The 24,561-nt window shown below is 29.2% G+C and carries 25 protein-coding genes and 1 riboswitch; of the genes, 22 read left to right on the top strand and 3 right to left on the bottom strand.

Features of this window, described 5'->3' with window-relative positions; genetic code table 11:
- From T514_RS0107050 to T514_RS0107025, 6 genes are all read left to right on the top strand, one after another.
- A complete protein-coding gene (locus tag T514_RS0107050; RefSeq protein ID WP_027624139.1) occupies nucleotides 1-687 on the top strand; it encodes a response regulator in 687 nt (228 codons plus the stop codon).
- Nucleotides 688-1,086: 399 nt separating this feature from the next.
- Entirely contained in the window at nucleotides 1,087-2,262 is a 1,176-nt protein-coding gene (locus tag T514_RS0107045; protein ID WP_027624138.1) for an NAD(P)-dependent malic enzyme, read from the top strand.
- Between the two features lie 36 nt (nucleotides 2,263-2,298).
- Nucleotides 2,299-3,537 (top strand): dicarboxylate/amino acid:cation symporter, encoded by a 1,239-nt coding sequence (locus T514_RS0107040; RefSeq protein WP_034868464.1) that lies wholly within the window; start codon nucleotides 2,299-2,301, stop codon nucleotides 3,535-3,537.
- 38 nt (nucleotides 3,538-3,575) lie between these two features.
- Entirely contained in the window at nucleotides 3,576-4,268 is a 693-nt protein-coding gene (gene cuyB / locus T514_RS24070; RefSeq protein ID WP_034868379.1) for a cysteate racemase, read from the top strand.
- A 22-nt stretch (nucleotides 4,269-4,290) separates the two neighbouring features.
- Nucleotides 4,291-5,703, top strand: coding sequence for an aspartate ammonia-lyase (aspA, locus tag T514_RS0107030; protein ID WP_027624136.1), 1,413 nt, complete (start codon nucleotides 4,291-4,293; stop codon nucleotides 5,701-5,703).
- Nucleotides 5,704-5,842: 139 nt separating this feature from the next.
- Entirely contained in the window at nucleotides 5,843-6,493 is a 651-nt protein-coding gene (locus T514_RS0107025; RefSeq protein ID WP_242850566.1) for a pentapeptide repeat-containing protein, read from the top strand.
- Nucleotides 6,494-6,672: 179 nt separating this feature from the next.
- Here the strand turns inward: T514_RS0107025 and T514_RS0107020 are convergent, their stop codons facing one another.
- Nucleotides 6,673-8,085: a PTS transporter subunit EIIC gene (locus T514_RS0107020; protein WP_027624134.1), complete on the bottom strand. Its 1,413-nt coding sequence runs from the start codon at nucleotides 8,083-8,085 to the stop codon at nucleotides 6,673-6,675.
- Between the two features lie 343 nt (nucleotides 8,086-8,428).
- Here T514_RS0107020 and T514_RS0107015 point away from each other — a divergent pair, with 343 nt between their 5' ends.
- The gene (locus T514_RS0107015; protein ID WP_027624133.1) at nucleotides 8,429-8,908 is read left to right on the top strand and encodes a PTS sugar transporter subunit IIA; all 480 of its coding nucleotides are present in this window, start codon (nucleotides 8,429-8,431) and stop codon (nucleotides 8,906-8,908) included.
- A gap of 40 nt (nucleotides 8,909-8,948) precedes the next feature.
- Here T514_RS0107015 and glcT read toward each other — a convergent pair whose 3' ends face one another.
- Nucleotides 8,949-9,803: a glucose PTS transporter transcription antiterminator GlcT gene (gene glcT / locus T514_RS0107010; RefSeq protein WP_027624132.1), complete on the bottom strand. Its 855-nt coding sequence runs from the start codon at nucleotides 9,801-9,803 to the stop codon at nucleotides 8,949-8,951.
- Nucleotides 9,804-10,079: 276 nt separating this feature from the next.
- Between glcT and T514_RS0107005 the strand changes: the two genes are divergently transcribed.
- Genes T514_RS0107005 through nagB form a run of 4 tightly spaced genes read left to right on the top strand, consistent with a single transcriptional unit; the run spans nucleotide 10,080 to nucleotide 13,633 of the window.
- Nucleotides 10,080-10,811 (top strand): GntR family transcriptional regulator, encoded by a 732-nt coding sequence (locus T514_RS0107005; RefSeq protein WP_027624131.1) that lies wholly within the window; start codon nucleotides 10,080-10,082, stop codon nucleotides 10,809-10,811.
- Nucleotides 10,812-10,839: 28 nt separating this feature from the next.
- Complete coding sequence (gene murQ / locus T514_RS0107000) at nucleotides 10,840-11,718, top strand: N-acetylmuramic acid 6-phosphate etherase (protein ID WP_027624130.1); 879 nt, start codon at nucleotides 10,840-10,842, stop codon at nucleotides 11,716-11,718.
- 21 nt (nucleotides 11,719-11,739) lie between these two features.
- Nucleotides 11,740-12,882, top strand: coding sequence for an N-acetylglucosamine-6-phosphate deacetylase (gene nagA, locus T514_RS0106995; protein WP_027624129.1), 1,143 nt, complete (start codon nucleotides 11,740-11,742; stop codon nucleotides 12,880-12,882).
- A gap of 25 nt (nucleotides 12,883-12,907) precedes the next feature.
- On the top strand, nucleotides 12,908-13,633 hold the full coding sequence (gene nagB, locus T514_RS0106990) for a glucosamine-6-phosphate deaminase (RefSeq protein ID WP_027624128.1): 726 nt from the start codon (nucleotides 12,908-12,910) through the stop codon (nucleotides 13,631-13,633).
- Between the two features lie 69 nt (nucleotides 13,634-13,702).
- Here the strand turns inward: nagB and T514_RS0106985 are convergent, their stop codons facing one another.
- Nucleotides 13,703-14,095 (bottom strand): hypothetical protein, encoded by a 393-nt coding sequence (locus T514_RS0106985; protein ID WP_027624127.1) that lies wholly within the window; start codon nucleotides 14,093-14,095, stop codon nucleotides 13,703-13,705.
- Nucleotides 14,096-14,258: 163 nt separating this feature from the next.
- Between T514_RS0106985 and T514_RS0106980 the strand changes: the two genes are divergently transcribed.
- From T514_RS0106980 to thiC, 11 genes are all read left to right on the top strand, one after another.
- A complete protein-coding gene (locus tag T514_RS0106980; protein ID WP_027624126.1) occupies nucleotides 14,259-14,960 on the top strand; it encodes a response regulator transcription factor in 702 nt (233 codons plus the stop codon).
- A gap of 81 nt (nucleotides 14,961-15,041) precedes the next feature.
- On the top strand, nucleotides 15,042-15,965 hold the full coding sequence (locus tag T514_RS0106975; protein WP_027624125.1) for an ABC transporter ATP-binding protein: 924 nt from the start codon (nucleotides 15,042-15,044) through the stop codon (nucleotides 15,963-15,965).
- A complete protein-coding gene (locus T514_RS0106970; protein ID WP_027624124.1) occupies nucleotides 15,958-16,710 on the top strand; it encodes an ABC transporter permease in 753 nt (250 codons plus the stop codon). Before T514_RS0106975 ends, T514_RS0106970 begins: the two co-directional genes overlap by 8 nt.
- Nucleotides 16,711-16,728: 18 nt before the next feature.
- Nucleotides 16,729-17,640, top strand: a complete 912-nt coding sequence (locus tag T514_RS0106965) for a sensor histidine kinase (protein ID WP_034868376.1) — start codon at nucleotides 16,729-16,731, stop codon at nucleotides 17,638-17,640.
- 356 nt (nucleotides 17,641-17,996) lie between these two features.
- Nucleotides 17,997-18,554 (top strand): hypothetical protein, encoded by a 558-nt coding sequence (locus tag T514_RS0106960; RefSeq protein ID WP_027624122.1) that lies wholly within the window; start codon nucleotides 17,997-17,999, stop codon nucleotides 18,552-18,554.
- A gap of 277 nt (nucleotides 18,555-18,831) precedes the next feature.
- Nucleotides 18,832-20,019: a PatB family C-S lyase gene (locus T514_RS0106955; protein WP_027624121.1), complete on the top strand. Its 1,188-nt coding sequence runs from the start codon at nucleotides 18,832-18,834 to the stop codon at nucleotides 20,017-20,019.
- Nucleotides 20,020-20,133: 114 nt separating this feature from the next.
- Nucleotides 20,134-20,676 carry an NADH peroxidase gene (locus T514_RS0106950; RefSeq protein ID WP_027624120.1) on the top strand — a complete coding sequence of 181 codons (543 nt, stop codon included), beginning with the start codon at nucleotides 20,134-20,136 and terminating at the stop codon, nucleotides 20,674-20,676.
- Between the two features lie 19 nt (nucleotides 20,677-20,695).
- Nucleotides 20,696-20,860 (top strand): hypothetical protein, encoded by a 165-nt coding sequence (locus T514_RS26520; RefSeq protein WP_156939824.1) that lies wholly within the window; start codon nucleotides 20,696-20,698, stop codon nucleotides 20,858-20,860.
- Between the two features lie 40 nt (nucleotides 20,861-20,900).
- Complete coding sequence (locus T514_RS0106945) at nucleotides 20,901-22,595, top strand: methyl-accepting chemotaxis protein (RefSeq protein ID WP_027624119.1); 1,695 nt, start codon at nucleotides 20,901-20,903, stop codon at nucleotides 22,593-22,595.
- 85 nt (nucleotides 22,596-22,680) lie between these two features.
- Nucleotides 22,681-22,968, top strand: a complete 288-nt coding sequence (locus T514_RS0106940) for a hypothetical protein (protein ID WP_027624118.1) — start codon at nucleotides 22,681-22,683, stop codon at nucleotides 22,966-22,968.
- Nucleotides 22,969-22,992: 24 nt separating this feature from the next.
- A riboswitch (TPP riboswitch) is annotated at nucleotides 22,993-23,099 on the top strand.
- A 147-nt stretch (nucleotides 23,100-23,246) separates the two neighbouring features.
- The gene (thiC, locus tag T514_RS0106935; protein ID WP_027624117.1) at nucleotides 23,247-24,560 is read left to right on the top strand and encodes a phosphomethylpyrimidine synthase ThiC; all 1,314 of its coding nucleotides are present in this window, start codon (nucleotides 23,247-23,249) and stop codon (nucleotides 24,558-24,560) included.
- The last annotated feature ends 1 nt before the right edge of the window (nucleotide 24,561 follow it).

Raw genomic sequence — 24,561 nt, 5'->3', positions numbered from 1 at the left:
ATGATCAATGTGCTGATAGTAGAAGATGATCCTATGGTGGCACAGATAAATAAAAAATATACGGAAAGTATTGAGGGATTTAGTGTAATAGGTATTTCTGATAATGGGAAACAAGCGTTAGAAATGATAGAAACTAATAATATAGATTTAATTATATTAGATATTTATATGCCTAAATTAGATGGAATAAGTTTTTTAAAACAAATAAGAAGTGTTGGTATTAGTACAGATATAATCATGGTTACTGCTGCAGATGAAGCAGATAAATTGAATGAAGTTTTAAAATTAGGAGCTATAGATTATCTTATTAAACCTTTTGAATATGAGAGGTTTAAAGAAGCTTTAAATAAGTTTAAAGTTAGGTACAAGCTGCTAACTACAAAATCTATAGTAAATCAAGAAGATATAGACAAAATAACTAGTCAGAAGAGTATCCCTAATTCAAGTGAAGAACTGCAAAAGGGAATTAATGATAGAACGCTGAAAAGATTAAAAAATTTCTTAAAAGAATGTCATGAGGAATGCTTTACTTGTGAAGAAATAGCAGAAGAAATGAAGCTCTCAAGGGTTACTATAAGAAGGTATTTAGAATATATGACTTTTACTGGAGAATTAAATAGAGATATAGAATATGGAGAAATAGGAAGGCCTAAAACTATATACAAATTAATACATATAATGAATTAAAAAGAATACTTTGAAGTAACATAGAGAAAAAATTAACAATGTATATAAATAATAAAATAGTATTGCAAGAAAAAATTCAAGATATAAAATTTATTCTTGCAAATAATTTGTGGACAACCTTAACAAGTGCCTATATTTGTTAAGGTTTTTATAATTAATGAAATGAATTCTACAGGTAGATTCAGATGTTCTTTATAGTTATCTAAATATTCTCAATATTGAGTGATGAACTTAACAATAATAAATTTATTTACAAAATGGTTACTATAATTACATAATATAGAAAATAATAATTATATAAGGTATGATAAATATAGAAGTAAAATAATCAATTGGCCAATTGATATATAAATAGTATAAAGTTTAACATACTCATTATTTATGATGGGAGAGATTCATATGGACTATAAGGAAATTAGTTTAAAGCTTCACGAAGAAAAACAGGGGAAAATAGAAGTAATATCTAAGATATCAGTGAAAGATAAAAAGGATTTAAGTGTAGTATATACACCAGGGGTAGCAGAACCATGCAAAAAAATTCATGAAAATGTAGATAATGTTTATAAGTATACAGCAAAAAAGAATCTAGTAGCAGTGGTAACAGATGGAACAGCAGTATTAGGTCTTGGAGATATTGGACCAGAAGCTGCTATGCCTGTTATGGAAGGAAAATCAATTTTATTTAAAGAATTTGCCAACATAGATGCATTTCCTATATGTCTTAATACTAAGGATGTAGATGAAATAGTTAAGACAATAAAGTATCTATCTCCAACCTTTGGAGGAATAAATTTAGAGGACATATCTGCTCCACGATGTTTTCAAATAGAGAAAAGACTTAAAGAAGAATTAAATATACCTGTATTCCATGATGACCAACATGGTACAGCTATAGTAGTTTTAGCAGGACTTATAAATGCTTTAAAATTAGTAGACAAAAAAATGGAAGAAGCAAAGATAGTTATAAATGGAGCAGGAGCTGCTGGAATATCTATTTGTAAGTTGCTTATGGGAGCAGGAGCAAAAAATATAGTTATGTGTGACTTAAAAGGAGCTTTGGCAGAGGGAGAAGAATGGATGAATGAAGCTCAAAGAGAAATTGCTAAAGTTACTAATAGAAAATTAGAAAAGGGAATGTTAAAAGATATTATTAAAGAAAAGGATGTATTTATTGGAGTATCAGGACCTAAAGTTTTAACATCTGAAATGGTATCAAATATGGACAAAGATTCCATAGTATTTGCTATGGCAAATCCTGTGCCAGAAATACTTCCAGAAGAAGCTAAGCTTGGTGGTGCAAGAGTAGTAGCAACAGGTAGATCTGATTATCCTAACCAAATAAATAATGTTTTAGTTTTCCCAGGCATATTTAGAGGGGCACTAGATGTTAGGGCGAAAGCTATAACAGAGGAAATGAAATTAGAGGCTGCTAAGGCTATAGCGAGCATAGTAGAGGATAATGAATTAAATGAAGAATACATTATTCCAGATGCTTTTAATAAAAAGGTAGCAGAGGTTGTAGCAAAGGCAGTAGGGGATATAGCTATAAAGTTAGGTATATCAAATTTAAAATAATAAAAGCTAGGGGGCTTTTCTATGAGTAAGAAAAAAATGAGTCTAGTTACAAAAATAATGATAGGGTTGATCTTGGGAGTTATTGTGGGACTACTCTTTGTACCTGCACCTAAGATTGCAACCACTTATATAAAACCTATAGGAACTTTATTCTTAAATCTTATTAAAATGACCATAGTACCATTGGTATTTGCTTCATTAGTTGTTGGTGCAGCTAGTATTGGAGATGTTAAAAAGTTAGGTAGAATTGGTGGAAAGACTATGATATATTTCTTTGCTACTACTGCAATTGCTATAGTAATAGGATTAATTCTTGCTAATATATTTAAGCCAGGAGTGGGAGCTCCATTAGTTCAAGGTGCACAACAAAAAGCTACTGAAGCTCCTTCATTAATACAAACTTTATTGGATATAGTTCCAACTAACCCAGTAGATGCACTAGCAAAAGGAAATATGCTTCAAATTATATTCTTTGCATTATTTACAGGGGTAGGAGCTACCTATATAGGAGAAAAGGGTCAACCTTATTTAAAGTTTTGCGAAAGCTTGGCAGAAATAATGTATAAAATTACTGAGGTTATAATGAATTTAGCACCTTATGGAGTATTTGCTCTTATAGTACCAGTTATAGCTACTAATGGACCTAAGGTATTACTTCCACTTATGAAGGTAATATTAGTCTGTTATTTAGGATTTATTCTGCATGCAATTATAGCTTATTCTTTCTCTGTTAAAGCTTTTTCAAAAATATCTCCATTGGAATTTTTTAAAGGAGCATCACCTGCTACAGCCATAGCATTTAGTACAAGTAGTAGTTCAGGAACATTACCTATAACTATAAAAACTGTAAGAGAAACTTTTGGAGTATCAGAAGGTATTGCAAGCTTTGTACTTCCACTTGGAACTACTATAAATATGGATGGAACTGCAATTTATCAAGGAGTTTGTGCAATATTTATAGCTCAAGCTTATGGAATACCGTTAACTATAGGACAGCAGCTTACAATTTTACTTACAGCTCTTCTTGCTTCAGTTGGAACAGCAGGAGTGCCAGGAGCAGGCTTTATGATGCTTATGATGGTTTTATCATCAGTTGGACTTCCTCTTGAAGGAGCAGCACTAATAGCGGGTATAGATAGAATATTGGATATGGGTAGAACTGCTGTTAATGTTACAGGAAACGTGGCAGCATCCATTGTGGTAGGCGCTACAGAAGGGGAATTAAATTATGACAATGCTTCTATAAAAAACAAAAATAATTCTGCAAAAGCTTAATGTTAAATATGCCTTATAACTAAAATGGGGGAATTGTTATGAGTAAAACTGTAGGTATTTTAGGAGGTATGGGACCTAAAGCAACGGCGGACTTATTTAATAAAATCGTGGATTTTACAGAGGCTGAAAGCGATCAAGAGAACATTCATATACTTATTGATAATAATGTAAGTATTCCTGATAGAACAAGTTTTATATTAGGTAAAGGGGAAAATCCCATAGCAGAACTTGTAGAAACAGCAGTAAGATTAAGAAATAACGGTGCAGAATTAATTATAATGCCATGTAATACAGCACATTATTTCTATGATAAGTTAGTGGAAGCTGTAGAAGTACCTTTTATAAATATGATAGAAGAAGTTGAAAAGTATATTTTTAACCAGTATGGCAAGTGTAAAGTTGGACTATTAGCTACTCTTGGAACCTATCAGGGAAAGGTGTATGAAAAGTATTGCGGGAAATATGGTATAGAGATAGTTACACCTAGTGAAGATGGAAAGGTAAAGCTTTTAGACTTAATTTATAGGGTAAAAGCTGGGGAGAGAAACTTTAGTTTAGATTATATAAATGATATATTAAAAGAATTTAGAAATCAGAATGTTAACGTTATTATACTGGGATGCACGGAATTGCCCTTGGTGTTTGATTCTTTAAAGAAAGAATTAAGGGATTTAGATTTTATATCATCTACAGATATTTTAGCTAAAAAGACTGTAGAAATAGCAAAATAATAAAATTTGTGGAGGGATTTATATGATATATAGAATAGAAAGTGATTCCATAGGTGAAAAGCAAGTACCAAAGGATGCTTATTATGGAGTACAGACTTTAAGAGCTTATGAGAATTTTAGAATAACAGGTAGAAGGATACATCCTGAATTAATAAAGGCTTTAGCTCAAATTAAGAAAGCAGCAGCTATAACTAATATGGAAATAGAGCTTTTAAACAGGAAAATAGGAAATGCCATAGTTAAAGCTTGTGATGAGGTTATAGAAGGAAAGCTACATGATGAATTTATAACAGATGCAATTCAGGGTGGAGCAGGTACTTCCATGAATATGAATGCTAATGAAGTTATAGCAAATAGAGCTATAGAAATATTAGGAGGAGAAAAGGGGAATTATAGCATAGTTCATCCTAACGATCATGTTAATATGGGGCAATCAACTAATGATGTAATTCCTACAGGAGGAAAGATTGCAACTATTAGACTTTTGGAAAAAGCTATTGGACAGTTAAATAATTTAGATGAAGCTCTTATGGAGAAATCAAAAGAATTTGATCATATTATAAAGATGGGAAGAACTCAACTTCAAGATGCAGTTCCAATTAGGCTTGGACAAGAATTTAAAGCTTATTCAGATGTAATAAAGAGAGATATAGTAAGAATTGAAAGAACTATGCATAGTTTAAGATATGTAAGTATAGGAGCTACTGCTATAGGAACTGGATTAAATGCTGATGAAGAGTATGTAAAAAACATTACTCCAAATCTATGCAAGGTTTCATCATTAGAATTAGCTCAATGTGAAGATTTAGTAGATGGAACTCAAAATTTAGATACTTTTGCATCAGTATCAGGAGCTTTAAAGGTATGCGCTATTAATCTATCAAAAATAGGAAATGATTTAAGATTACTATCTTCTGGACCAAGAACAGGTATTGGAGAAATAAATCTTCCTCCAAAACAAAATGGATCTTCTATAATGCCAGGAAAAATCAATCCTGTCATACCAGAAGTAATTAGCCAAGTTGCTTTTAATATAATAGGTAATGATATGGCTATTACTATGGCAGCTGAGGGTGGACAGTTGGAATTAAATGCTTTTGAGCCTGTACTTTATTATAATTTATTTGAATCTATTGAAACTTTAGCAAATGGTGTAGAGACCTTTATAGAAAATTGTATTAAGGGTATAACTGCTAATGAAAAGCGTTGCAAAGATTTAGTAGAGAATAGTGTTGGGATAATAACTGCAATATGTCCTCATGTAGGATATAAAACTTCTGCAAGAATTGCCAAGACTGCTATAAAAACAGGTGAGTCAGTAAGAGAGTTAATATTAAAGGAAGGATTACTAAAAGAAGCAGAGATGGATTTAATACTTGATGCTTATGGAATGACAAAGCCAGGAATATCAGGAAAAGAGCTTTTAAAGAAATAAAATTTTTATATAATTAATAAAGCCTTGCATTTTGCAAGGCTTTATTAATTATACTTATTTTATTTCATGTTAAACTTATAAAATTTGATATAATAAGGTAAAGCTATAATAAAAATAAGAATATAGAGGATTGATTATTGTGAAGGAAAATAATATAAAAGTATTGAAACCTAAGATTCCAAATGATTTATCTGTTTTCAAATTATCAGAAGAAAATATATCAGATTATGATTCAATTTCAGAAGCAATTATAGATAAGTGTCATCTTGAAAATTGTAATGCTGAGAAAGTATCATTTAAAGAAGCTATATTTAAGAATGTAGTATTTAGAGATGTGTCACTTGAATATAGTGAATTTACAGACATAAGATTTGAAAACTGTGATTTATCAAATGTTAATTTTATAGAATCTTCAATACATAGAGTTGAATTTGTAAACTGTAAGCTAATTGGTATTAATTTAAGCGAATCAACTATGAGAAATGTTGTTTTTAATCAGTGTAATGGACAATATTCATTTTTTAGATTTACAAATTTTAAGCAGGTAGTATTTAGTGAATGTGAACTTCCATTTGCTGATTTTCAGGAAAGTGAGTTTTCTAAAGTTGAATTTAAAAATACAAATATGACTCAGAGTCAGATGTATGGTGTTAAGTTAAAGGGAATAGATTTTAGCAGTTGTGATATTGATGGAATGGCAGCAAGAATTGAAGATGTTAAGGGGATTATAGTTACACCTGCTCAGGCTATTTCACTTGCTAGTTTGATGGGAATTATAATTAAAGGATAGAAAATTAGTAAAATTAATAATAAATAATGAGAGGATTTTTGATTACACAAAAATTCTCTCATTAATTTATTTAAAGGAAATTTTAGAAATGTTCATATTTTATTGGTTATCAATATTAATAAGGTATTTAATATAAAATTTCATATCTGAGGTTTTTACAAATTATATTTACATGTATGTTAGTTTTTCATTAATTCTTTCATATGAGTTACTAATGGATCTGCTATAGTGCCAACAACTATTTGGAAATTCTTATCATCAAGTTTCATAACTCCAGTAGCGCCTAATTTTTTCAATCTTGATTCGTCAATCATCTTTCCGTTGTTAACGGATAGTCTTATTCTAGTTACACAGGCATCTAATACATCTATATTGTTTTTTCCACCAATAGCATCTAAAATTTCAGCAGCTTTAGGTGTAAGATCTGAATCACTTAAGCTTGATAAAGTTGAAGTAGTTCCTTCTTCCATGTCTCTACCAGGTGTGGATAGGTTAAATTTAACAATGCAGAATCTGAATACGAAGTAGTAAAGTACGGCATAAATTAAACCTATTCCGAATAAAAGTACTGGCTTTGATGCTATGCCAAAGTTTAAAAGATAATCAAAGAAGCCTGCCGAGAAGCTAAACCCATTTTTTATTCCAAGCAAGCAGGTAATACCCATCGAACTTGCAGTAAGAATTGCATGAACAACGTATAATCCAGGAGCTAAGAACATAAATGAAAATTCTATTGGCTCAGTTATACCAGTTAAGAAAGAAGTAAATGCTAATCCAAGAAGCATACCGGAAAGTTCTTTTTTAGCTTTTAAGTCTTGTATTTTAGCAGTATGAATCATAGCTAAACATGCTGCTGGAAGACCAAACATCATTATAGGGAAGAAACCAGTCATATAAGTTCCAGCAGTTGGGTCTTGAGCAAGGAATCTGTTAAAGTCACCAATAATAGTTTGACCTGCTGGTGTGGTAAATGATCCAAATTGCTGCCAGAATAATGTGTTAAGAACATGGTGAAGTCCAAATGGAATCAATAGTCTGTTAAAGAAACCAAATATTACAGCACCTAATGCTCCAGCATGAGCTAATGTGTTACCAAATGCATTTACAGCACCCTGACAGTGTGGCCATACATAGTATAATGCTATACCTATGAACATGCTGTAAAAAGACATTACTATAGGAACAAATCGTTTACCACCAAAGAAACCTAAAAAGTCAGGAAGCTTAATAGCTCTATATTTATTATATAAATAAGCTGCTAAAATACCTACTAAAATACCTTGTAAAACACCCATATTTAAACTGGCATTAAATCCAGCTACATCATACATTACTTTATAACCTACTATAGCTGCTATGGCTGATACACCATTGTTTTCCTTAGCTAATCCTACGGCTACACCTATTGCAAATATAATTGGCAGATTACCAGTTATAGCATTTCCGGCTGCATTCATCCAACGTATGTTAAGCAAGTCAGCAGCACCAAGTCTTACTAATAAACCAGCTGCTGGTATTACAGCTACTGGAGTCATAAGAGCTTTGCCTAGTCTTTGTAACTTTGCTAATACTTTGTTATTACCTTTAGACATTAATAAACCCCCCCGTAAAATTTATAATAATTATGATTAGCCAATGCCGTACGCTCATCAGTTAACCATAAATAAAAACAAAAAAAAGCCGAAAAGGTTTAAACCTTTTCAGCTTTTGCCCAAAACTAAAATTTGGTTGCACGCTGATAACTTAATTCCATTATAATACATTTGGAACTTATGTCAATAGATAATTTGAAATTTTTAGCCAATTTCAAATATTGACAAATATATTTGAAGGATATATACTTATTAACAAAGAAGGCGTGTAACTGTTAAATCAGGCATAAGTTTGTAACTTATGCCTTTTTTGCATAAATAATTATTTTTAGGGGGGCAATATATGTTTGACGTATTTAAAAAAAATAATTCTGTAATAGCACCTATATGTGGAAAAGTATTAGATTTATCACAGGTACCTGATGATGTTTTTGCTGGTAAATTAGCAGGAGATGGAGTTGCAATTGAGTGTTCAGATGATACTATAGTATCCCCTGTAGAAGGTACATTATCTTTAATATTTAAAACAAATCATGCTTTTGGTATTACTGTTGATAATGGAATAGAATTACTAGTTCATATAGGGATAGATACAGTAAATTTAAAAGGAGAGGGTTTTGAAAGGTTAGCAAAGGAGGGAAGTAGAGTTAAAGTTGGAGATCCTATAATTAAAATAAATAGGGATTTTATAAAAGAAAAAGGGTATTCTTTAATTAGTCCTGTATTAATTACTAATATGGAAAAAATTAAAGAAATAAAGAATAATGTAGATATTAAAGTCACAGCAGGAAAAGATACTATTTTCACTTATAAGATTAAGTAAAAAGGAAAAGCCCTTGCATCTTTGCAAGAGGCTTTTCACATTATTTGTTAGATAAATTCATGAATTTTTCCATATGAATTGATATATAGGCAGTCTCATCTTCTACAACTTTTAGATATAATTCATCTTCAATTATTTTGCTTACTTTTTCCGCAAGTTTATATGATGCGGCATATTGTTTTTTTATTGTTGGTAAAAGATCGTTTTTTATAGGAGTATCATTTAAAATTCTTTCAATGGCAAAGCGAATATGAGTTAAAAAACGTGCATAGTCCAGGGATTGTCTATCAATTTCTATATCTAATTCATCTTCTACAAATTCTATTATAGTATTGCATAAAAAAGTATATTTTAGAGTATTAGACAACTTACCTTGGTTTCTTGCAGAATGTATATGTAAGGTTATAAAACCAATTTCTCCATCAGGTATGGTTATATTTAAACGATTTTCCAGCATACTTACAGCTTTTCTTGCAATTTCAAATTCTTTTTTGTATAAAGTTTCAGTTTCAACAAGAAAAGGATTTTCGATTTCATCATTGTTCATAAGTCTTATTATTGTATAGGAAATATGATCTGTAAGTGAAACATGTATTTTTTCATTGAGTTGTTCTCCTAAGCTATCAGAAATCATTGAAATTACTTCCTCACATAATCCTACAATATTACTATCAGTACGAGAAATAAGTTCTTTAAAATTTTTATAGTTATCTTTATTTTCTATAACAAATATTTTGTCCACCTTTGTTTCTGAAGGAATAATATCACCTGTATGCTTACCAAAGCCTATTCCTTTATAGAATAGTATTTTTTCAACATCATTTTGTTTTACCAAAAGAACATTATTATTAAAGACTTTTATAACTCTATAGTTGCTAATTGATAAATTTTTCATAAAACATACCTCCCATTCACAAAAAAGCAAAACGTGATATTAAGGTTTAATATTTATATTAGTAATTTTAGGTACTTATATTTATAAATAAATAATAAAGATAAAGTATTTGTATATACAACATATCAATATAATGCTATAATAACATATATGGTAATATTTTGTATATGCCTAATTTAAAATTTTATTAAATATATGCAATATTCATAGAATAGATTAAGAATTATTTTAAAATAAAACCTTGGATGAACTAACATATTGTGAGGAGGAACTATAGTGAGAAAGATATGTAAAAGTAGTCCCTTGCCATTGCATTATCAGATTAAAGAAATTTTACAAGAGATGATTGAAAATGAAGAACTTAAAACAGGTGAAGTAATACCAACAGAAAGAGAAATTTGTGAGATACAAGGTGTTAGTAGAATGACCGTAAACAAAGCAATTATGTCTTTAGTGAATGAAGGGTTATTATATAGAGAACAGGGAAAAGGAACTTTTGTAGCTAAACCTAAGGAAAATCAGCAAATATCAGAATTAAAGGGTTTTACAGAAGAAATGGCAGAAAAGGGACTAAAAACTGATACAGAGATTTTATCTTTTCAGATAAAAGAAGTTACTAAAAAAATAAAATCTATGTTATGTATGTCAAACAGCGAAAACAACATTATTGAAATAAATAGATTGAGAAGGAGTGAAGGGGAACCGGTTGCAATAGAAACAGTATGGATACCATATAATTTATGTCCTGACATGACTGAAGAGGTTATAACTGGCAAGTCTTTATATTCTACATTTAGAGAAAAATATGGGTACTGCTTGGTGAAAGCTAAACAGACAATAGAACCTATAATGCTTAATGAGTATGAAGCTGAGTTATTAAATCAAAATGAAGGTTCTTTAGCACTTATGTTTAGAAGAACAACTTATACGGAAAATGGAACTCCAGTAGAATATACAAAAGCTATTTATAGAAGTGACATATATAAATATGAGATAACATTAAAATAATTTTAAGTATAGAAAGAAGATGTGTCTTATGAGTAAAAGAAATGCTAATACCTTAAATTTAGATAGCCTTAGTACTTTTGACATATTAAAAAAAATAAATGATGAAGATAAAAAAGTAGCATACGCAGTTGAAGAAGAGCTAACTCACATATCAGAAGCAGTAGATATTATTGTAGAGAGCATGAAAAAAGGGGGTAGGCTATTCTATATAGGAAGTGGAACTAGTGGAAAGCTTGGTGTTATAGATGCATCAGAATGTCCACCGACTTTTGGAGTAGATGATTCTATGGTACAAGGTATTATATCAGGAGGAGAAAAAGCTATAAGCGGATGGTTAGAGCATACAGAAGACGATGAAAATCTAGCTGTAAAGGATGTTGACAAAAGAGAAGTAACAAAAAAAGATGTTTTAGTAGGAGTAAGTGCTAGTGGAAATACACCCTATGTTAGAAGAGCATTAGAGTATGGAAGAAAAATAGGATGTAAAACTATAGGAGTTATGTGTAATAAAGAAGGCAAAATAAAAGAAGTTAGCCATTTAACTATAGCTGTAGATGTAGGACCAGAAGTAATAATGGGGTCTACCAGAATGAAGGCTGGAACAGCTCAAAAAATGATTTTAAATATGTTAAGTACTACAGCTATGATTAAGTTAGGAAAGACTTATTCAAATTTAATGGTAAATGTAAAGCCTATAAATAAGAAGCTTAAAAATAGAGTAAAAGAGATAGTTCAATTAGCAGTAGGAAAAGAACTGCATAATGTGGATGAAATATTATCTAAATGTGATTATGACCCTAAAATAGCTATAGTAATGATTAAAACTGGAATGAGTTTAGAAGAATCTAAAGTTTGTTTAGATAGAAATAAAGGTATAGTTTATGATGCTTTAAAAAATGTTAAGTAGCTAAAAAGGGAGATGAAATTTGTGAGAGCTATAATTAATGGAAAAATAATAACTGAGGATGAATTGTTAGAGAATAAAGCAATAATATTTGATAAAAAGATATTAGAAATAGCAGACAAGTGTGAATTGAAAAAATTTGATTTAGAGGAAATTATAGACGCAGAAAATAATTATGTTTCTCCAGGTCTTATAGATTTGCACATACATGGCTCAGGTGGAAAGGATACTATGGATGGAGAGATAGAGTCTATAAAAGTAATAAGTAATACTATATGTAAAAATGGAGTTACAGCTTTTTTACCTACTACTATGACTATGAGTAAAGAGAATATATATAATGCTTTTAGTGTTGTAAGAGAATGTATGAATTTGGATTTAGGTGGGGCTAAGGTAATAGGTGCTCATATGGAAGGGCCTTTTTTAGATGAAAATTACAAAGGAGCCCAAAATGCAGATTATATAATAAATCCAGATTTTAATTTTATAAAAGGATTTGAAGATGTTATAAAAATTATAACACTTGCTCCAGAAAAAGATAAAGAGAATGAATTTATAAAAAAAGTAAAAAAAGAAACAGATATAGTTTTATCTATAGGACATACTAATGCTACTTATGAAGAAGCTATTTCTTCTATAGTTAATGGAGTAAGTCATGCTACACATACTTTCAATGCTATGACTCCTTTGAATCATAGAAAGCCAGGGGTTGTAGGTGCTATTTTTAATACTGATGTATCTTGTGAAATTATAGCGGATAAAATACATGTTCATAAAGCTATTTTTAATATTTTAGTTAAGGTGAAAGGAAAAGATAAAATTATTTTAATAACTGATTCTATGCAGGCAGGATGTATGCAAGATGGAGTATGGGAGTTGGGCGGACAAAAGGTAATAGTAAAAGAAGGTTCAGCAAGATTAGAAGATGGAACTTTAGCTGGAAGTATCTTAACGTTAAATAAAGCTATTAAAAATATTTTAGAAAACACAAATCTTCAAGTATGGGAAGTAGTAGCTATGGCTTCAATAAATCCAGCAAGGGATATAAAGATAGACCATAAAAAAGGAAGCATAGATATAGGAAAAGATGCAGATATAATTATACTTGATAGTGCATTCAATGTAAGGCATACTATAATAGAAGGTAAAACAGTATTTAAATGTTAATAATAAATTAGAAGGTGGTTTATAAATGAGACTTATAGTTGTGGATGATTATAACAAAATGAGTGAAAAGGCAGCGATCATGGTGGCTAGCCAGATTATACTAAAACCTAATAGTATCCTTGGACTAGCAACAGGGGATACTCCTTTAGGAATGTATAAGGAATTAATAAAAATGTATAATAATAAAGAAATAGATTTTTCAAATGTTAAGTCCTTTAATTTAGATGAATATTATGGATTAAGTAAGAATAACGCTCAAAGTTATAATTATTATATGAAAGAAAATTTGTTTAAACATATTAATATTAAAGAAGAAAATATAAATATACCAGATGGAACTGCTAAAGATATAGAAGCTGAGTGCAAAAATTACGAAAAGAGAATTCAAGATCAGGGAGGAATAGACCTTCAAATATTAGGTATAGGAGTAAATGGACATATCGGTTTTAACGAACCTGATATTACTTTTGAAGCAGAAACACATCTTGTAAATTTAGATGAAAAAACTATAGAATCAAATTCAAGATTTTTCGACTCTATAGAAGAAGTTCCTACAAAAGCTATTAGTATGGGAATAAAAACAATAATGCATTCTAAGAGAATAATTTTACTTGCTTGCGGTGAGTCAAAAGCAGAGGCTATATTTAAAACTATGAAAGGCAAGATAACTCCTAAAACTCCAGCATCTATATTACAACTTCATAATGATGTTACTGTAATTATAGATAAAGAAGCAGCTAGTAAACTTTAGTATGAAGTTATGCTTAGCTTTGGACAAGTCTAAGGATTAAAAAGATAATTAAAAAAACCTCATGTAAATTCATGGGGTTTTTAAATTATCTGTTAATGCACTTATAATTTTATCTTTTATATATTTATTTTTATAAACAACATTTAATGAAAATTTACATTTATTCATTATGGATATAAATGATAAATTTTTATTTGATTTTAATAATGATTTAACTGCCTTATCTATCTTATCACTTATAACTTTCATTTCTTTATAATATTTTATTTTTTCTAATATGTAAGTTCTAAGCTCTGGATACATCCTTATAACTAAAGGGTCTATATTTGTTTTTTCTGCAACAATGGCGAAGCTTAGTCTTTCGTTTTTGGATAGCATAGAATTAATGGTATTATTAATATCAACTTTATATTCCTCCATATCTTTATAACATGAAACTTCACCATTTGAATAAGTTTTCATATTCAATCTCCTCATTCGACAAAATGTATACTTCAATAATATAGCATTATAAGAATATTGTAAAATATAATTATGGTACACAGCACTATAAGGGTATAATCACACTATATGAATTATATGCTATAATTAGCTTAATTTTAAAGACAAGATGGTGATATTTGGTATGAATGATAATATAAACATATTGGTTGTGGAAGATGATGTAGATATAAACAATTTACTTTGTAAAATGTTGAGGAAACAGGGCTATAATGTAAGAAGTGCTTATTCAGGTTCTGAGGCTAAAATGTGTGTTGAATATGAGGATTTTCAGTTAGTTTTATTGGATTTAATGTTGCCTGGAATAACAGGAGAGGAACTTATTTGTGAAATAAGAAAACTTAAAATTATGCCCCTTATAGTTATTTCTGCAAAAACTGAACAGGATACAAAAATAGGAGTGTTAAAACTTGGTGCAGATGATTTTATCTCTAAGCCTTTTGATACCAATGAAGTTTTGGCAAGAATTGAGGCTCAGTTAAGAAGGTATATGATATTTTCAAATACATCTGGGAAAAGTAATACTTTAGTATTTAAGGATTTAGTTTTGAACCGTGAAACTTTAGAAGTTACAGTTAGAAATGAAAAAATTTATCTTACAGCAAGAGAATTTACCATATTAGAACTTTTAATGACTAATCCAAGTAAGGTTTTTACAAAGGCTAATTTGTTTGAACATGCTTGGAATGAGGAGTTTCTTGGTGATGATAATACAGTAAATGTACATATAAGTAACATTCGTTCAAAATTGGCTAAAATTAATCCTGACACGGAATATATACATACTGTTTGGGGAATAGGGTATAAACTTAGTCATAAAACTTAATACTTTCTTAATGTTTTCTTTAGGGTATCTTGTTAATTATATTTTAAAATATGGTTATACAAGAAGGGAGAGTGTATGTACATGGCTGATATAGTACTTAAAACTAAAAATATTACCAAAAAGTATGGTAATCATCTAGCTGCAAATAATATTAATATAGAGGTAAAAAAGGGAGAGATTTATGGACTAGTTGGCAAAAATGGAGCGGGAAAAACCACTTTGCTTAGAATGATATGCGGGCTTACAATGCCATCAAATGGAGAGATTGATTTATTTAACGAAACATCTCAAAGTGGATTAAATAAATCTAGAAGGAGAACAGGGTGTATAATTGAAACTCCAAGTTTTTATCCATATTTATCTGCAAGAAAAAATCTTGAATACTATAGAATGCAAAGAGGAATTCCAGAAAAAGAGTGCATAGATGAAGTGCTTAAAATTGTAGACCTTGAAAAGGACTCAAAGAAAAAGTTTAAGAACTTTTCATTAGGTATGAAGCAGCGTTTAGGTTTAGCACTTGCATTAATGGCAACACCAGATTTACTTATTTTGGACGAGCCTATTAATGGACTTGATCCTACGGGAATTGTAGAATTTAGAGAAATTTTATTAAAATTAAATAAAGAAAGAAATACTACAATAATTATATCTAGTCATATATTAGGAGAGCTTTCGCAGATAGCAACTATGTATGGGTTTATTAATAATGGGGAGCTTATAGAGCAGATATCATCTAAAGAATTAAATGAAAAATGTAGAAGATGTATATCTATTAAAGTGAAAAATATTGAAAAAGCCATTGTAGTAATTGAAAAAGAACTTCACTGCAATGAGTATGAAGTGTTAAATGATAATGAGATTAGATTATATAAACACATAGATACTCCTGAAATAGTAGCTCAGGCTCTTGTAAGTAATGGAGTCATGTTATCCTCAATGAATCAAGTTGGTGCAAATCTAGAAAATTATTTTATCAATTTGATTGGAGGTGCTCGTCATGCTTAATTATATAAAAGCAGAGCTTTATAGAAATTTTAATAGGTTATATTTTTGGGGTTATACTTTTGGAATATGTATTTTTATATTGGCAATTAACATAATTATGAAAATAACTAGTGTTGGCTCGAATGTGAGCTTAACCGTACTTTTTCAAGCAGCAACTTTTATGCTTGGGATTCCGGTATTTTTGATAGTAGCTATGGTTGATATGTGTATAGCAGAAGAAGAAAAGCATGTTACTTTAAAAAATGTTGTATCTTTTGGATTTGAAAGAAATAAATTAGTATTATCAAAAATTATTGTAACAATAATTCTTTCTATAATATCAGCGGTTATTATATTAACTGTGTTTTTTGGAAGTAGTATAATGTTATTCCCTATTGGTAATAAATTTTCTATAGATATTGTAATAAATTTTATAATGAGACTATCTGGGGCAATGGTATTATGGATTGCAGCTATATCCATATGTTCCTTTTTAGCTTTTGTTATTAAAAGTAATACAATGTTTAGTCTGATGTATGTGATGATATTTTTATTTTTTAGAAAAATTATTTTAATACTTTCAAACCTTGTTTCTGATAAATTTAAATATATTTATGACATACTTATTACAACTAACTTAGATATTTTAGCAAAAGGGGAATTAACAAATTCTAATTTGAATTTTGCAATTTTAATAGGAGCTATATATATAATAGTATTCACTATCTTAACTATGATATATGTAAAAAATAAAGAGATTAAATAGGGAGAAAGGGTGGTATTTGTGCAAGAGTTAATTATTATTTTTCTTATAATTATAGCTGGTATATTTGCCACCCTTTATATTTTACAATATAAAGAGATAAGAAATATAACCAATCAATTAAAAGAGATTAATAAAGTTCAAACCAATTCAAAAATATTATTAGCAACTTCCAGTAAAGAAGTTAAAAAGCTAACTTTAGAAATAAATAAAGCTTTAGAAGAAAAATGTGAAACTGAGGCTGAATATAAGAGAATGGATTTAGAAATTAGGCAAGCTATTGCCAATGTATCACATGACTTACGAACTCCTTTGACATCTATAATGGGATATATTCAACTTATGGATGAGGAGAGTTTATGTGAAGATGAAAGAAAAGAATATATAGATATTGTAAAAAGGAGAACAAAATCACTGCAATCTTTAATAAATAGCTTTTATGATTTATCAAGGCTTGAGGGTAATGAATATAAATTTAAACTTAAATCACTTAACTTATATAATATAATGTGCGATATAATAGCTTTATTTTATAGTGATTTTATTAGTAAAGAAATAGAACCTATTCTTAATATAGAGGAGAAAATATCATTAGTTATTGCTGATGATAATGCAGTAAGACGTATAATTTCAAATTTAATACAAAATATGCTTAAATATAGTAAGGAATTTATAAATATAGATTTGAAGCAGCAAGAAAATTATATAGTAATGATATTTACCAATGATGCAAAAGATTTAAAGAAAGAGGATGTAAAATATTTATTCAATCGTTTTTTTACAGCAGACCATACTAGAAGTGGAAAAAGTACAGGACTTGGACTTGCTATAGCTAAGAAACTAGTTAATCAAATGGGACATGAAATCTTTGCAGAGCTATCAGAAGACAAGCTTAGTATAATAATAAAATGGAAAATAAGGTATGAGATATAATGTCTTGGCACTAAATATATTTATAAAGTAAGGTTATACCAATGTTTAGCATTACTGAATCATAGTATTTTAAACAATAGTATTGATAATATAACATTTTTTAAGGGAACTCATAAAAAGAGTTCCCTTAATTCATATTTGTAACTTCAACAGTAAATAATAAATTTTCAATATTGATTTTTAACGGAGTATAAACATTTAACATTGGACTACTGTAAAGGGAGGAACAAAATATATATATAGTAATTATTTATATACAGATATATATCTAATGGGAATATTAGGTGAAGAAAATAATACTATATTAATAAATCCAAATATTATAGCACCTAGACTTTTGGAGGGGAAAATTTAAAATGAAAAAGAATAGAGTCATAATAATATTAATGCTGATTATATTTCTTAGCTTACTAACAGTATCTTTTTTTAAAAAAAGGACAATAGCTAAATATCAAAGTTATGATTTGGCATTAGAAGCAGCGCTTAGTGCTAAACTTGGTAAGCTTTCAGACAAAGAAAATAGTATTAAAATATTAGAAAAAAATATTGAAGATAAATCTATTATATTTTTTAAAAGAAAAGTACTAGATGGAGATAATAAATTGACTGATACAATGTTTATTGTGGAAATAGATAAAAAAGATAATCAATACACGTATAATGCAAAGCCTGATATTAGCTTAGAATATAAGGGAGAAGTAGAGGATGTACCTTATTTATTAATTGAAGATGTAGTAAAGATAAATGAAAATAAAAAATTATATTATGGTGTAGGTAAGATTCTAGATAAATCTTACAAATTGGTTGCTAAAAATTACAAAAATATTAATATAATTGAAGATAATATATTTATAATAGCAGATGAAGAAAAATATGAAAAAATTGAATTTAAAAAAAGTAACTTAAGGATATAAAGTGTTAATAACTGGGAAAAAATGTTTTCATATAAACGATAAACATTATATGTGATATAAAAATAATGATAACTAAAAATAGCTATTAAAAATAGAAATTAGTTTCTGTTTTCAATGGCTATTTTTAGTTAAATTAAGTGAAAGATTATAGCAATAATTATAAGATGTATCAATTAATAAAAAAACTAGACGAAATAGGTGGATTTTTAGTGTAAAGTATATTTTTTTATGATAAAATTAGGTAAAGTTAATTGTTTTTACATTTAAAGGAGGATTTATGATGGAGTATGATTTTGATAAAGTTGAGGATAGACATAATACAAATTCAGTAAAATGGGACTTTAACAAAAGCAAGTTTGGCGAAGAAAATATAATACCTATGTGGATAGCGGATATGGACTTTAAGGTACCTGAGATTGTAATAGAAGCTATTAAAAAAAGAGCTGATCATGGAGTGTTTGGATATACTGCTCCTAAAGAAAGCTATTATAATTCCGTAATAAATTGGATGGATAAGCACCATAATTTTAAAGTGGAAAAACAGTGGATTTGCCCAGCACCAGCAGTAGTGCCTGCTTTATATTGGATAGTGCAAAGCTATACAGAAAAAGGAGATAAGGTAATTATACAGCCTCCAGTATATCATCGTTTTAAAGGAGCAATTGAAGATAATCAGCGTATTGTAGTTGAGAATCCATTAAAATTAGTGGATGGCAGATATTATATGGATTTTGACGACTTAGAAAAGAAAATAGATTCCAAAGTGAAATTACTATTTTTATGTAGTCCGCATAATCCAGTGGGAAGGGTATGGACAAAAGAAGAATTAAAAAGGCTTGGAGAGATTTGTTTAAAGAATAACATTATAGTAGTAGCGGATGAAATTCATTCTGACCTAGTATTCCAGGGATATAAACATGTTGCTTTCCCAAATGCAGGTGAAGGTTTTGCTAATAATACAATAATATGTACAGCTCCAACTAAAACTTTTAATATAGCAGGGCTTCAAGTTTGCAATATAATTATACCTAATAAAAGCTTGAGAGAAGAATTTCTACATACTTTAAAGATAAATGCTATGGGAGATTTAAATACATTTGGAATGGTAGCGCTAGAAGCAGCTTATAATGAGGGGGAAAGCTGGTATAGTGAAGTACTTAAATATATACAGGATAATTTTAATTTTCTAAACAATTATTTAAAGGAACATTTACCTAAAATTAAAGTTATTAAGGCAGAAGCTACTTATTTAGCATGGGTGGACTTTACGGCATTGGGGATGACAGATGAAGAGCTAAGAGATTTCTTATTAAAGAATGCTAAAGTAGCTTTTAATGATGGATATATTTTTGGAAAAACTGGACAAGGGTTTCAAAGGGTAAATTTAGCTTGTTCTCGTTCCATCTTAAAAGAGGCTTTAGTAAGGATAACTAATGCAATTAGTAATGCTGGAAAAAATATTTAAAAAAATTTCAAAAAAGGTATTGCTAATTAATAATAATTATTATATAATAATAACTGTAGATTAGATGAAACAAAAATTATATAAATAATAAATATGAATTGGAGGAATTTAAAAATGAAAAAATTTGTATGTACAGTATGTGGATATGTTTATGAAGGAGAAAAGGCACCAGAACAATGCCCATTATGTAAAGCAGGTGCAGATAAATTTATAGAAAAGACAGAGGATATGGCTTGGGCAGATGAACACAGAATTGGAATAGGTAAGGATGTAGATCCAGAAGTATTAGAAGGATTAAGAGCAAACTTTATGGGAGAATGTACAGAAGTAGGAATGTATTTAGCAATGAGCAGACAGGCAGATAGAGAAGGATTCCCAGAAGTGGCAGAAGCTTATAAGAGAATAGCTTTTGAAGAAGCAGAACATGCTGCAAAATTTGCAGAATTACTAGGAGAAGTAGTCTGTGCTGACACAAAGAAAAACTTAGAAGCTAGAGTAGAAGCAGAACATGGCGCATGTCAAGGTAAAAAAGATTTAGCAACTTTAGCTAAAAAGCTTAACTTAGATGCAATTCATGATACAGTACATGAAATGTGCAAAGATGAAGCAAGACATGGTATGGCTTTCAAAGGTCTATTAAATAGATATTTCAAATAAAATAGATCCCAAATAAAATATGTTCCAACTAAAAATACCTTCATTAGAGGTTTCTAATGAAGGTATTTTTTTAGTTAATGTTACAAGAAAGTTTAAGAAGATAAATAGAAAAAATGTAGTTATTCATGGAAAACTATTGAATTTGTTATTAAAGGTTGGTATAATGATAAGGTATTGCGAATGATAATCATTATCAATAACTGTATAACGAAGGAGGATTAGTAATGTTTAAATTTAATAATTTTAAGGTTACAAAAGCAATGCTTATTTTAAATATTGTAGCAATATTTTTCATGATAACTATAGGAACATTAGGGGTAAATTATATAAGGAATATTAATAATAATTCATTAGTTATGTATAAGGAAAATATGGAGCCACTTATTTATTTAAATGAAGTAAGAAGTGACTATCTGAACATAAGAATACAAATAAATAGGGCTAATGGAGTATATAAAAAAGAGTATGATAATAATATAAAAGAATATGACAACAAGATTAAGGAGAAGTTAAATAAATATATTTCCCAAAATGTACATGAAGATGAAAATGATGTTTTACAAGCTTTACAAAAGGATTATACAGAGCATATATCTTATTGGAATGCATTGCAGAACAAGTTGGATAAAGGATATAAATTTTCACAATCAGATTTAGATAAATTAGATTATTACGGAGACAAAGTAGAGTCACAGTTGAATTATTTAATAAAATTTAATAATGATGAAGCATTAAAATTAAGTGAAGCTAATAATGATGTATATAAATTTTTCATTAAGATATTCATATTCATATTAATAATTGGCATATTCATATTTAATTTTGTATACATAAGTATAAGTAAAGTTATAAAAAAATCTTCTGAAAAAATTATAAAAGATATAAAAAAAATAGCACAGGGAGATTTTACAGTTACATTAAATGAATACGGAGAAAATGAATTTGGAATCATTGGTAGAGAACTTAGTAATACAATAAATAAGATTGCACATATGATTAATAAAGTTAAAAACAATTCAGTATCTGTAGATAAAGAAGGAGAAAATTTATATCAAATATCTAATGAAATAATGTCAGCATTACAGAGTTCTTCAGCTGCTCTAGAGGAAATTACTCAAGGTACAGAAGAACAATCTAATGATCTAGTTTCTATCAATGAAAAAGTAAATAAGTTTAGTAGTGAATTAAGGGAGATGAATGAAGGTATAATTGAAATGAATATAAATGCAGATATTATAAGTGATATGGCCGATGGTAGTAGTAAAGAAATGAACTTGTTAACAGATTCAGTAACAAATATAGAAACAATTTTTAAAACATTTTCTAATAAAGTATTAGGACTTGGAGAAAAAATTAAACAAATATATGAAATAAACAGCTTAATAAATAATATATCTGAAAAAACTAATATGCTAGCTTTAAATGCGGCAATAGAGGCTGCTAGAGCAGGAGAGAATGGGAAAGGATTTTCTGTAGTTGCAGATGAAATTAGAAAGCTTGCAGAACAAAGTAAAAGCTCTGTGGCAAGTATAAATTTGTTAATAAATAATATATCAAGTGATAGTGATGACATTATAAAGAATACTGGTTTCATGAATGAAGAATTGAATAGTCAAAGAAATATTATAGGTAATGCTATAAATTCTTTTAATGAAATAACACTTATGGTAGGAAAAGTCACACCAAATATAGAAAAGTTAACTGATTATGCATCTAATGTAGATGAAAAAAGTAATGATATATTTGAAAAAATTAATGAAGCTTCTACAGTAGCACAACAGATATCTGCTTCTTTAGAAGAAATTGCAAGCTCTGTGGAACATATAAATGTTCATAGTGAAAATATAACTGCTACGTCACATAGTCTGAAAAGTATGACTGAAGATATGATGGAGAATGTAAATAAGTTTATGGTTTAGAAAAGAAAAATGTTTCACAAACCTAAATAAATTATGGAATTATGGTTAAACTAACCATAATTCATAATTTAAGGAGGGTTTTCTTGTGGAAAAAAAGATAAACTTTAAGCTTAGAGGAATTTTATTATGTATTTTTTCAGTAGTATTTGCAATATTTGTTGTATATGCTAGCCCTAATTTTCAATGGGATAAATATGCAGCATTTTTCTTTATGCTAGTTATAGCTCAGTTTATGAGTGGTATAGTAATGATAAAATACAATAAAACGGCGGATGATTATTTAAATTCCTTTATGCCATGGAATAAGAAAAAAAAGAACGTTGAAGAAAATAGTGAGGAATTATTTATTATTGACAGGGAAAAACATATATGATAAATTTGTGGTAGAAATACAACTAAATATATCTAGGGGAGCCTATAAATAGGCTGAGAGTGAGATGAGATCTCAGACCCTCATAACCTGACTTGGGTAATACCAGCGTAGGGAAGAGCTTTGTATAATATAAGCATGATTTTATTTATATAAAGTTGTGCTTTTGTTATGTAAAGCATTTTATGAGGGAGGCAAAGTTTTGCTTCCTTTTTTGTTCCTTATAAACGTAGGGCATCTTATCCAAGAGTATTTAATTAAATTAAGAGGAGATGTTTTTAATGAATTACACAACACAAATGAATGCTGCTAGAAAAGGTATTGTAACAAAAGAGATGGAAGCAGTAGCTAAAAAAGAAAATATGGATATAAAAGAATTAATGGGTTTGGTTGCACAGGGAAAAGTAGTTATACCAGCAAATAAAAATCATAATAGTTTAAGTGCTGAAGGTGTGGGAAAAGGACTAAGAACTAAAATTAATGTTAATTTAGGTATTTCAAAAGATTGCTGTAATATAGATATGGAACTTGAAAAAGTGAAGAGAGCTTTAGAAATGAGTACAGAAGCTATAATGGATTTAAGTTGTTTTGGAAAAACTCAAGAATTTAGAAGAAAACTTGTAGATATGTCTCCTGCCATGATAGGAACAGTTCCTATGTATGATGCTGTAGGATTTTATGATAAAGAATTAAAGGATATAACTGCAAAAGAATTATTAGCTGTTATAGAAACTCATGCAAAAGATGGGGTGGATTTTATGACTATTCACTCAGGAATAAATAGGGAAACTGCAGAGGTATTTAAAAGAAATCCTAGACTTATGAATTTTGTTTCAAGAGGAGGAAGTTTACTTTATGCATGGATGCAGTTAAATGGAAGAGAAAATCCTTTCTATGAATACTTTGATGACATACTAGATATATGCGAAAAATATGATGTAACAATAAGTTTAGGGGATGCATGTAGACCTGGATGTATTGCAGATTCAACAGATCCAAGTCAAATAAAAGAGCTTATGACATTAGGGGAACTTACTAAAAGAGCTTGGGAAAGAAATGTACAAGTTATGATAGAAGGACCTGGACATATGGCTTTAAATGAGATAGAAGCAAATATGATTTTTGAAAAGAAGCTTTGTCATGATGCACCATTTTATGTATTAGGACCTATTGTGACTGATGTAGCTCCTGGATATGACCATATAACTAGTGCTATAGGCGGGGCAATTGCAGCTACCTATGGAGCAGACTTTTTATGCTATGTAACACCAGCAGAACATTTAAGACTTCCAGATTTAGAAGATATGAAAGAAGGGATAGTAGCTACTAAAATAGCTGCTCATGCTGCGGATATTGCTAAAGGAATTAAAGGAGCAAGAACTTGGGACAATGAAATGAGTAAAGCAAGAAGAGAACTTAACTGGGAAAAGATGTTTAAGCTTGCTATGGATCCAGAAAAGGCTAGAAAGTATAGGGAAAGTTCTAAGCCAGAAGATGAACATACTTGTACAATGTGTGGGAAAATGTGTGCTGTTAGAAATATGAATAAAGTAATGGATGGGAAAAATATAAATATATTAAGAGATGATGATTAAA

The sequence above is a fragment of the Clostridium lundense DSM 17049 genome, from assembly GCF_000619945.1.
Classification (GTDB): Bacteria; Bacillota; Clostridia; order Clostridiales; family Clostridiaceae; genus Clostridium_AO; species Clostridium_AO lundense.
The sequence above is the reverse complement of the archived record's forward strand: the minus strand, read 5'-3'. Positions and strand labels throughout refer to the sequence as shown.

What these genes read in the sequence shown, in the direction of transcription:
- T514_RS0107050 (WP_027624139.1), top strand. Translation starts at nt 1, where the DNA reads ATGATCAATGTGCTGATAGTAGAAGATGATCCTATGGTGGCACAGATA.
- T514_RS0107045 (WP_027624138.1), top strand. Translation starts at nt 1,087, where the DNA reads ATGGACTATAAGGAAATTAGTTTAAAGCTTCACGAAGAAAAACAGGGG.
- T514_RS0107040 (WP_034868464.1), top strand. Translation starts at nt 2,299, where the DNA reads ATGAGTCTAGTTACAAAAATAATGATAGGGTTGATCTTGGGAGTTATT.
- cuyB (WP_034868379.1), top strand. Translation starts at nt 3,576, where the DNA reads ATGAGTAAAACTGTAGGTATTTTAGGAGGTATGGGACCTAAAGCAACG.
- aspA (WP_027624136.1), top strand. Translation starts at nt 4,291, where the DNA reads ATGATATATAGAATAGAAAGTGATTCCATAGGTGAAAAGCAAGTACCA.
- T514_RS0107020 (WP_027624134.1), bottom strand. Translation starts at nt 8,085, where the DNA reads ATGTCTAAAGGTAATAACAAAGTATTAGCAAAGTTACAAAGACTAGGC.
- T514_RS0107015 (WP_027624133.1), top strand. Translation starts at nt 8,429, where the DNA reads ATGTTTGACGTATTTAAAAAAAATAATTCTGTAATAGCACCTATATGT.
- glcT (WP_027624132.1), bottom strand. Translation starts at nt 9,803, where the DNA reads ATGAAAAATTTATCAATTAGCAACTATAGAGTTATAAAAGTCTTTAAT.
- murQ (WP_027624130.1), top strand. Translation starts at nt 10,840, where the DNA reads ATGAGTAAAAGAAATGCTAATACCTTAAATTTAGATAGCCTTAGTACT.
- nagB (WP_027624128.1), top strand. Translation starts at nt 12,908, where the DNA reads ATGAGACTTATAGTTGTGGATGATTATAACAAAATGAGTGAAAAGGCA.
- T514_RS0106985 (WP_027624127.1), bottom strand. Translation starts at nt 14,095, where the DNA reads ATGAAAACTTATTCAAATGGTGAAGTTTCATGTTATAAAGATATGGAG.
- T514_RS0106980 (WP_027624126.1), top strand. Translation starts at nt 14,259, where the DNA reads ATGAATGATAATATAAACATATTGGTTGTGGAAGATGATGTAGATATA.
- T514_RS0106975 (WP_027624125.1), top strand. Translation starts at nt 15,042, where the DNA reads ATGGCTGATATAGTACTTAAAACTAAAAATATTACCAAAAAGTATGGT.
- T514_RS0106970 (WP_027624124.1), top strand. Translation starts at nt 15,958, where the DNA reads ATGCTTAATTATATAAAAGCAGAGCTTTATAGAAATTTTAATAGGTTA.
- T514_RS0106960 (WP_027624122.1), top strand. Translation starts at nt 17,997, where the DNA reads ATGAAAAAGAATAGAGTCATAATAATATTAATGCTGATTATATTTCTT.
- T514_RS0106955 (WP_027624121.1), top strand. Translation starts at nt 18,832, where the DNA reads ATGATGGAGTATGATTTTGATAAAGTTGAGGATAGACATAATACAAAT.
- T514_RS0106950 (WP_027624120.1), top strand. Translation starts at nt 20,134, where the DNA reads ATGAAAAAATTTGTATGTACAGTATGTGGATATGTTTATGAAGGAGAA.
- T514_RS26520 (WP_156939824.1), top strand. Translation starts at nt 20,696, where the DNA reads ATGTTCCAACTAAAAATACCTTCATTAGAGGTTTCTAATGAAGGTATT.
- T514_RS0106945 (WP_027624119.1), top strand. Translation starts at nt 20,901, where the DNA reads ATGTTTAAATTTAATAATTTTAAGGTTACAAAAGCAATGCTTATTTTA.
- thiC (WP_027624117.1), top strand. Translation starts at nt 23,247, where the DNA reads ATGAATTACACAACACAAATGAATGCTGCTAGAAAAGGTATTGTAACA.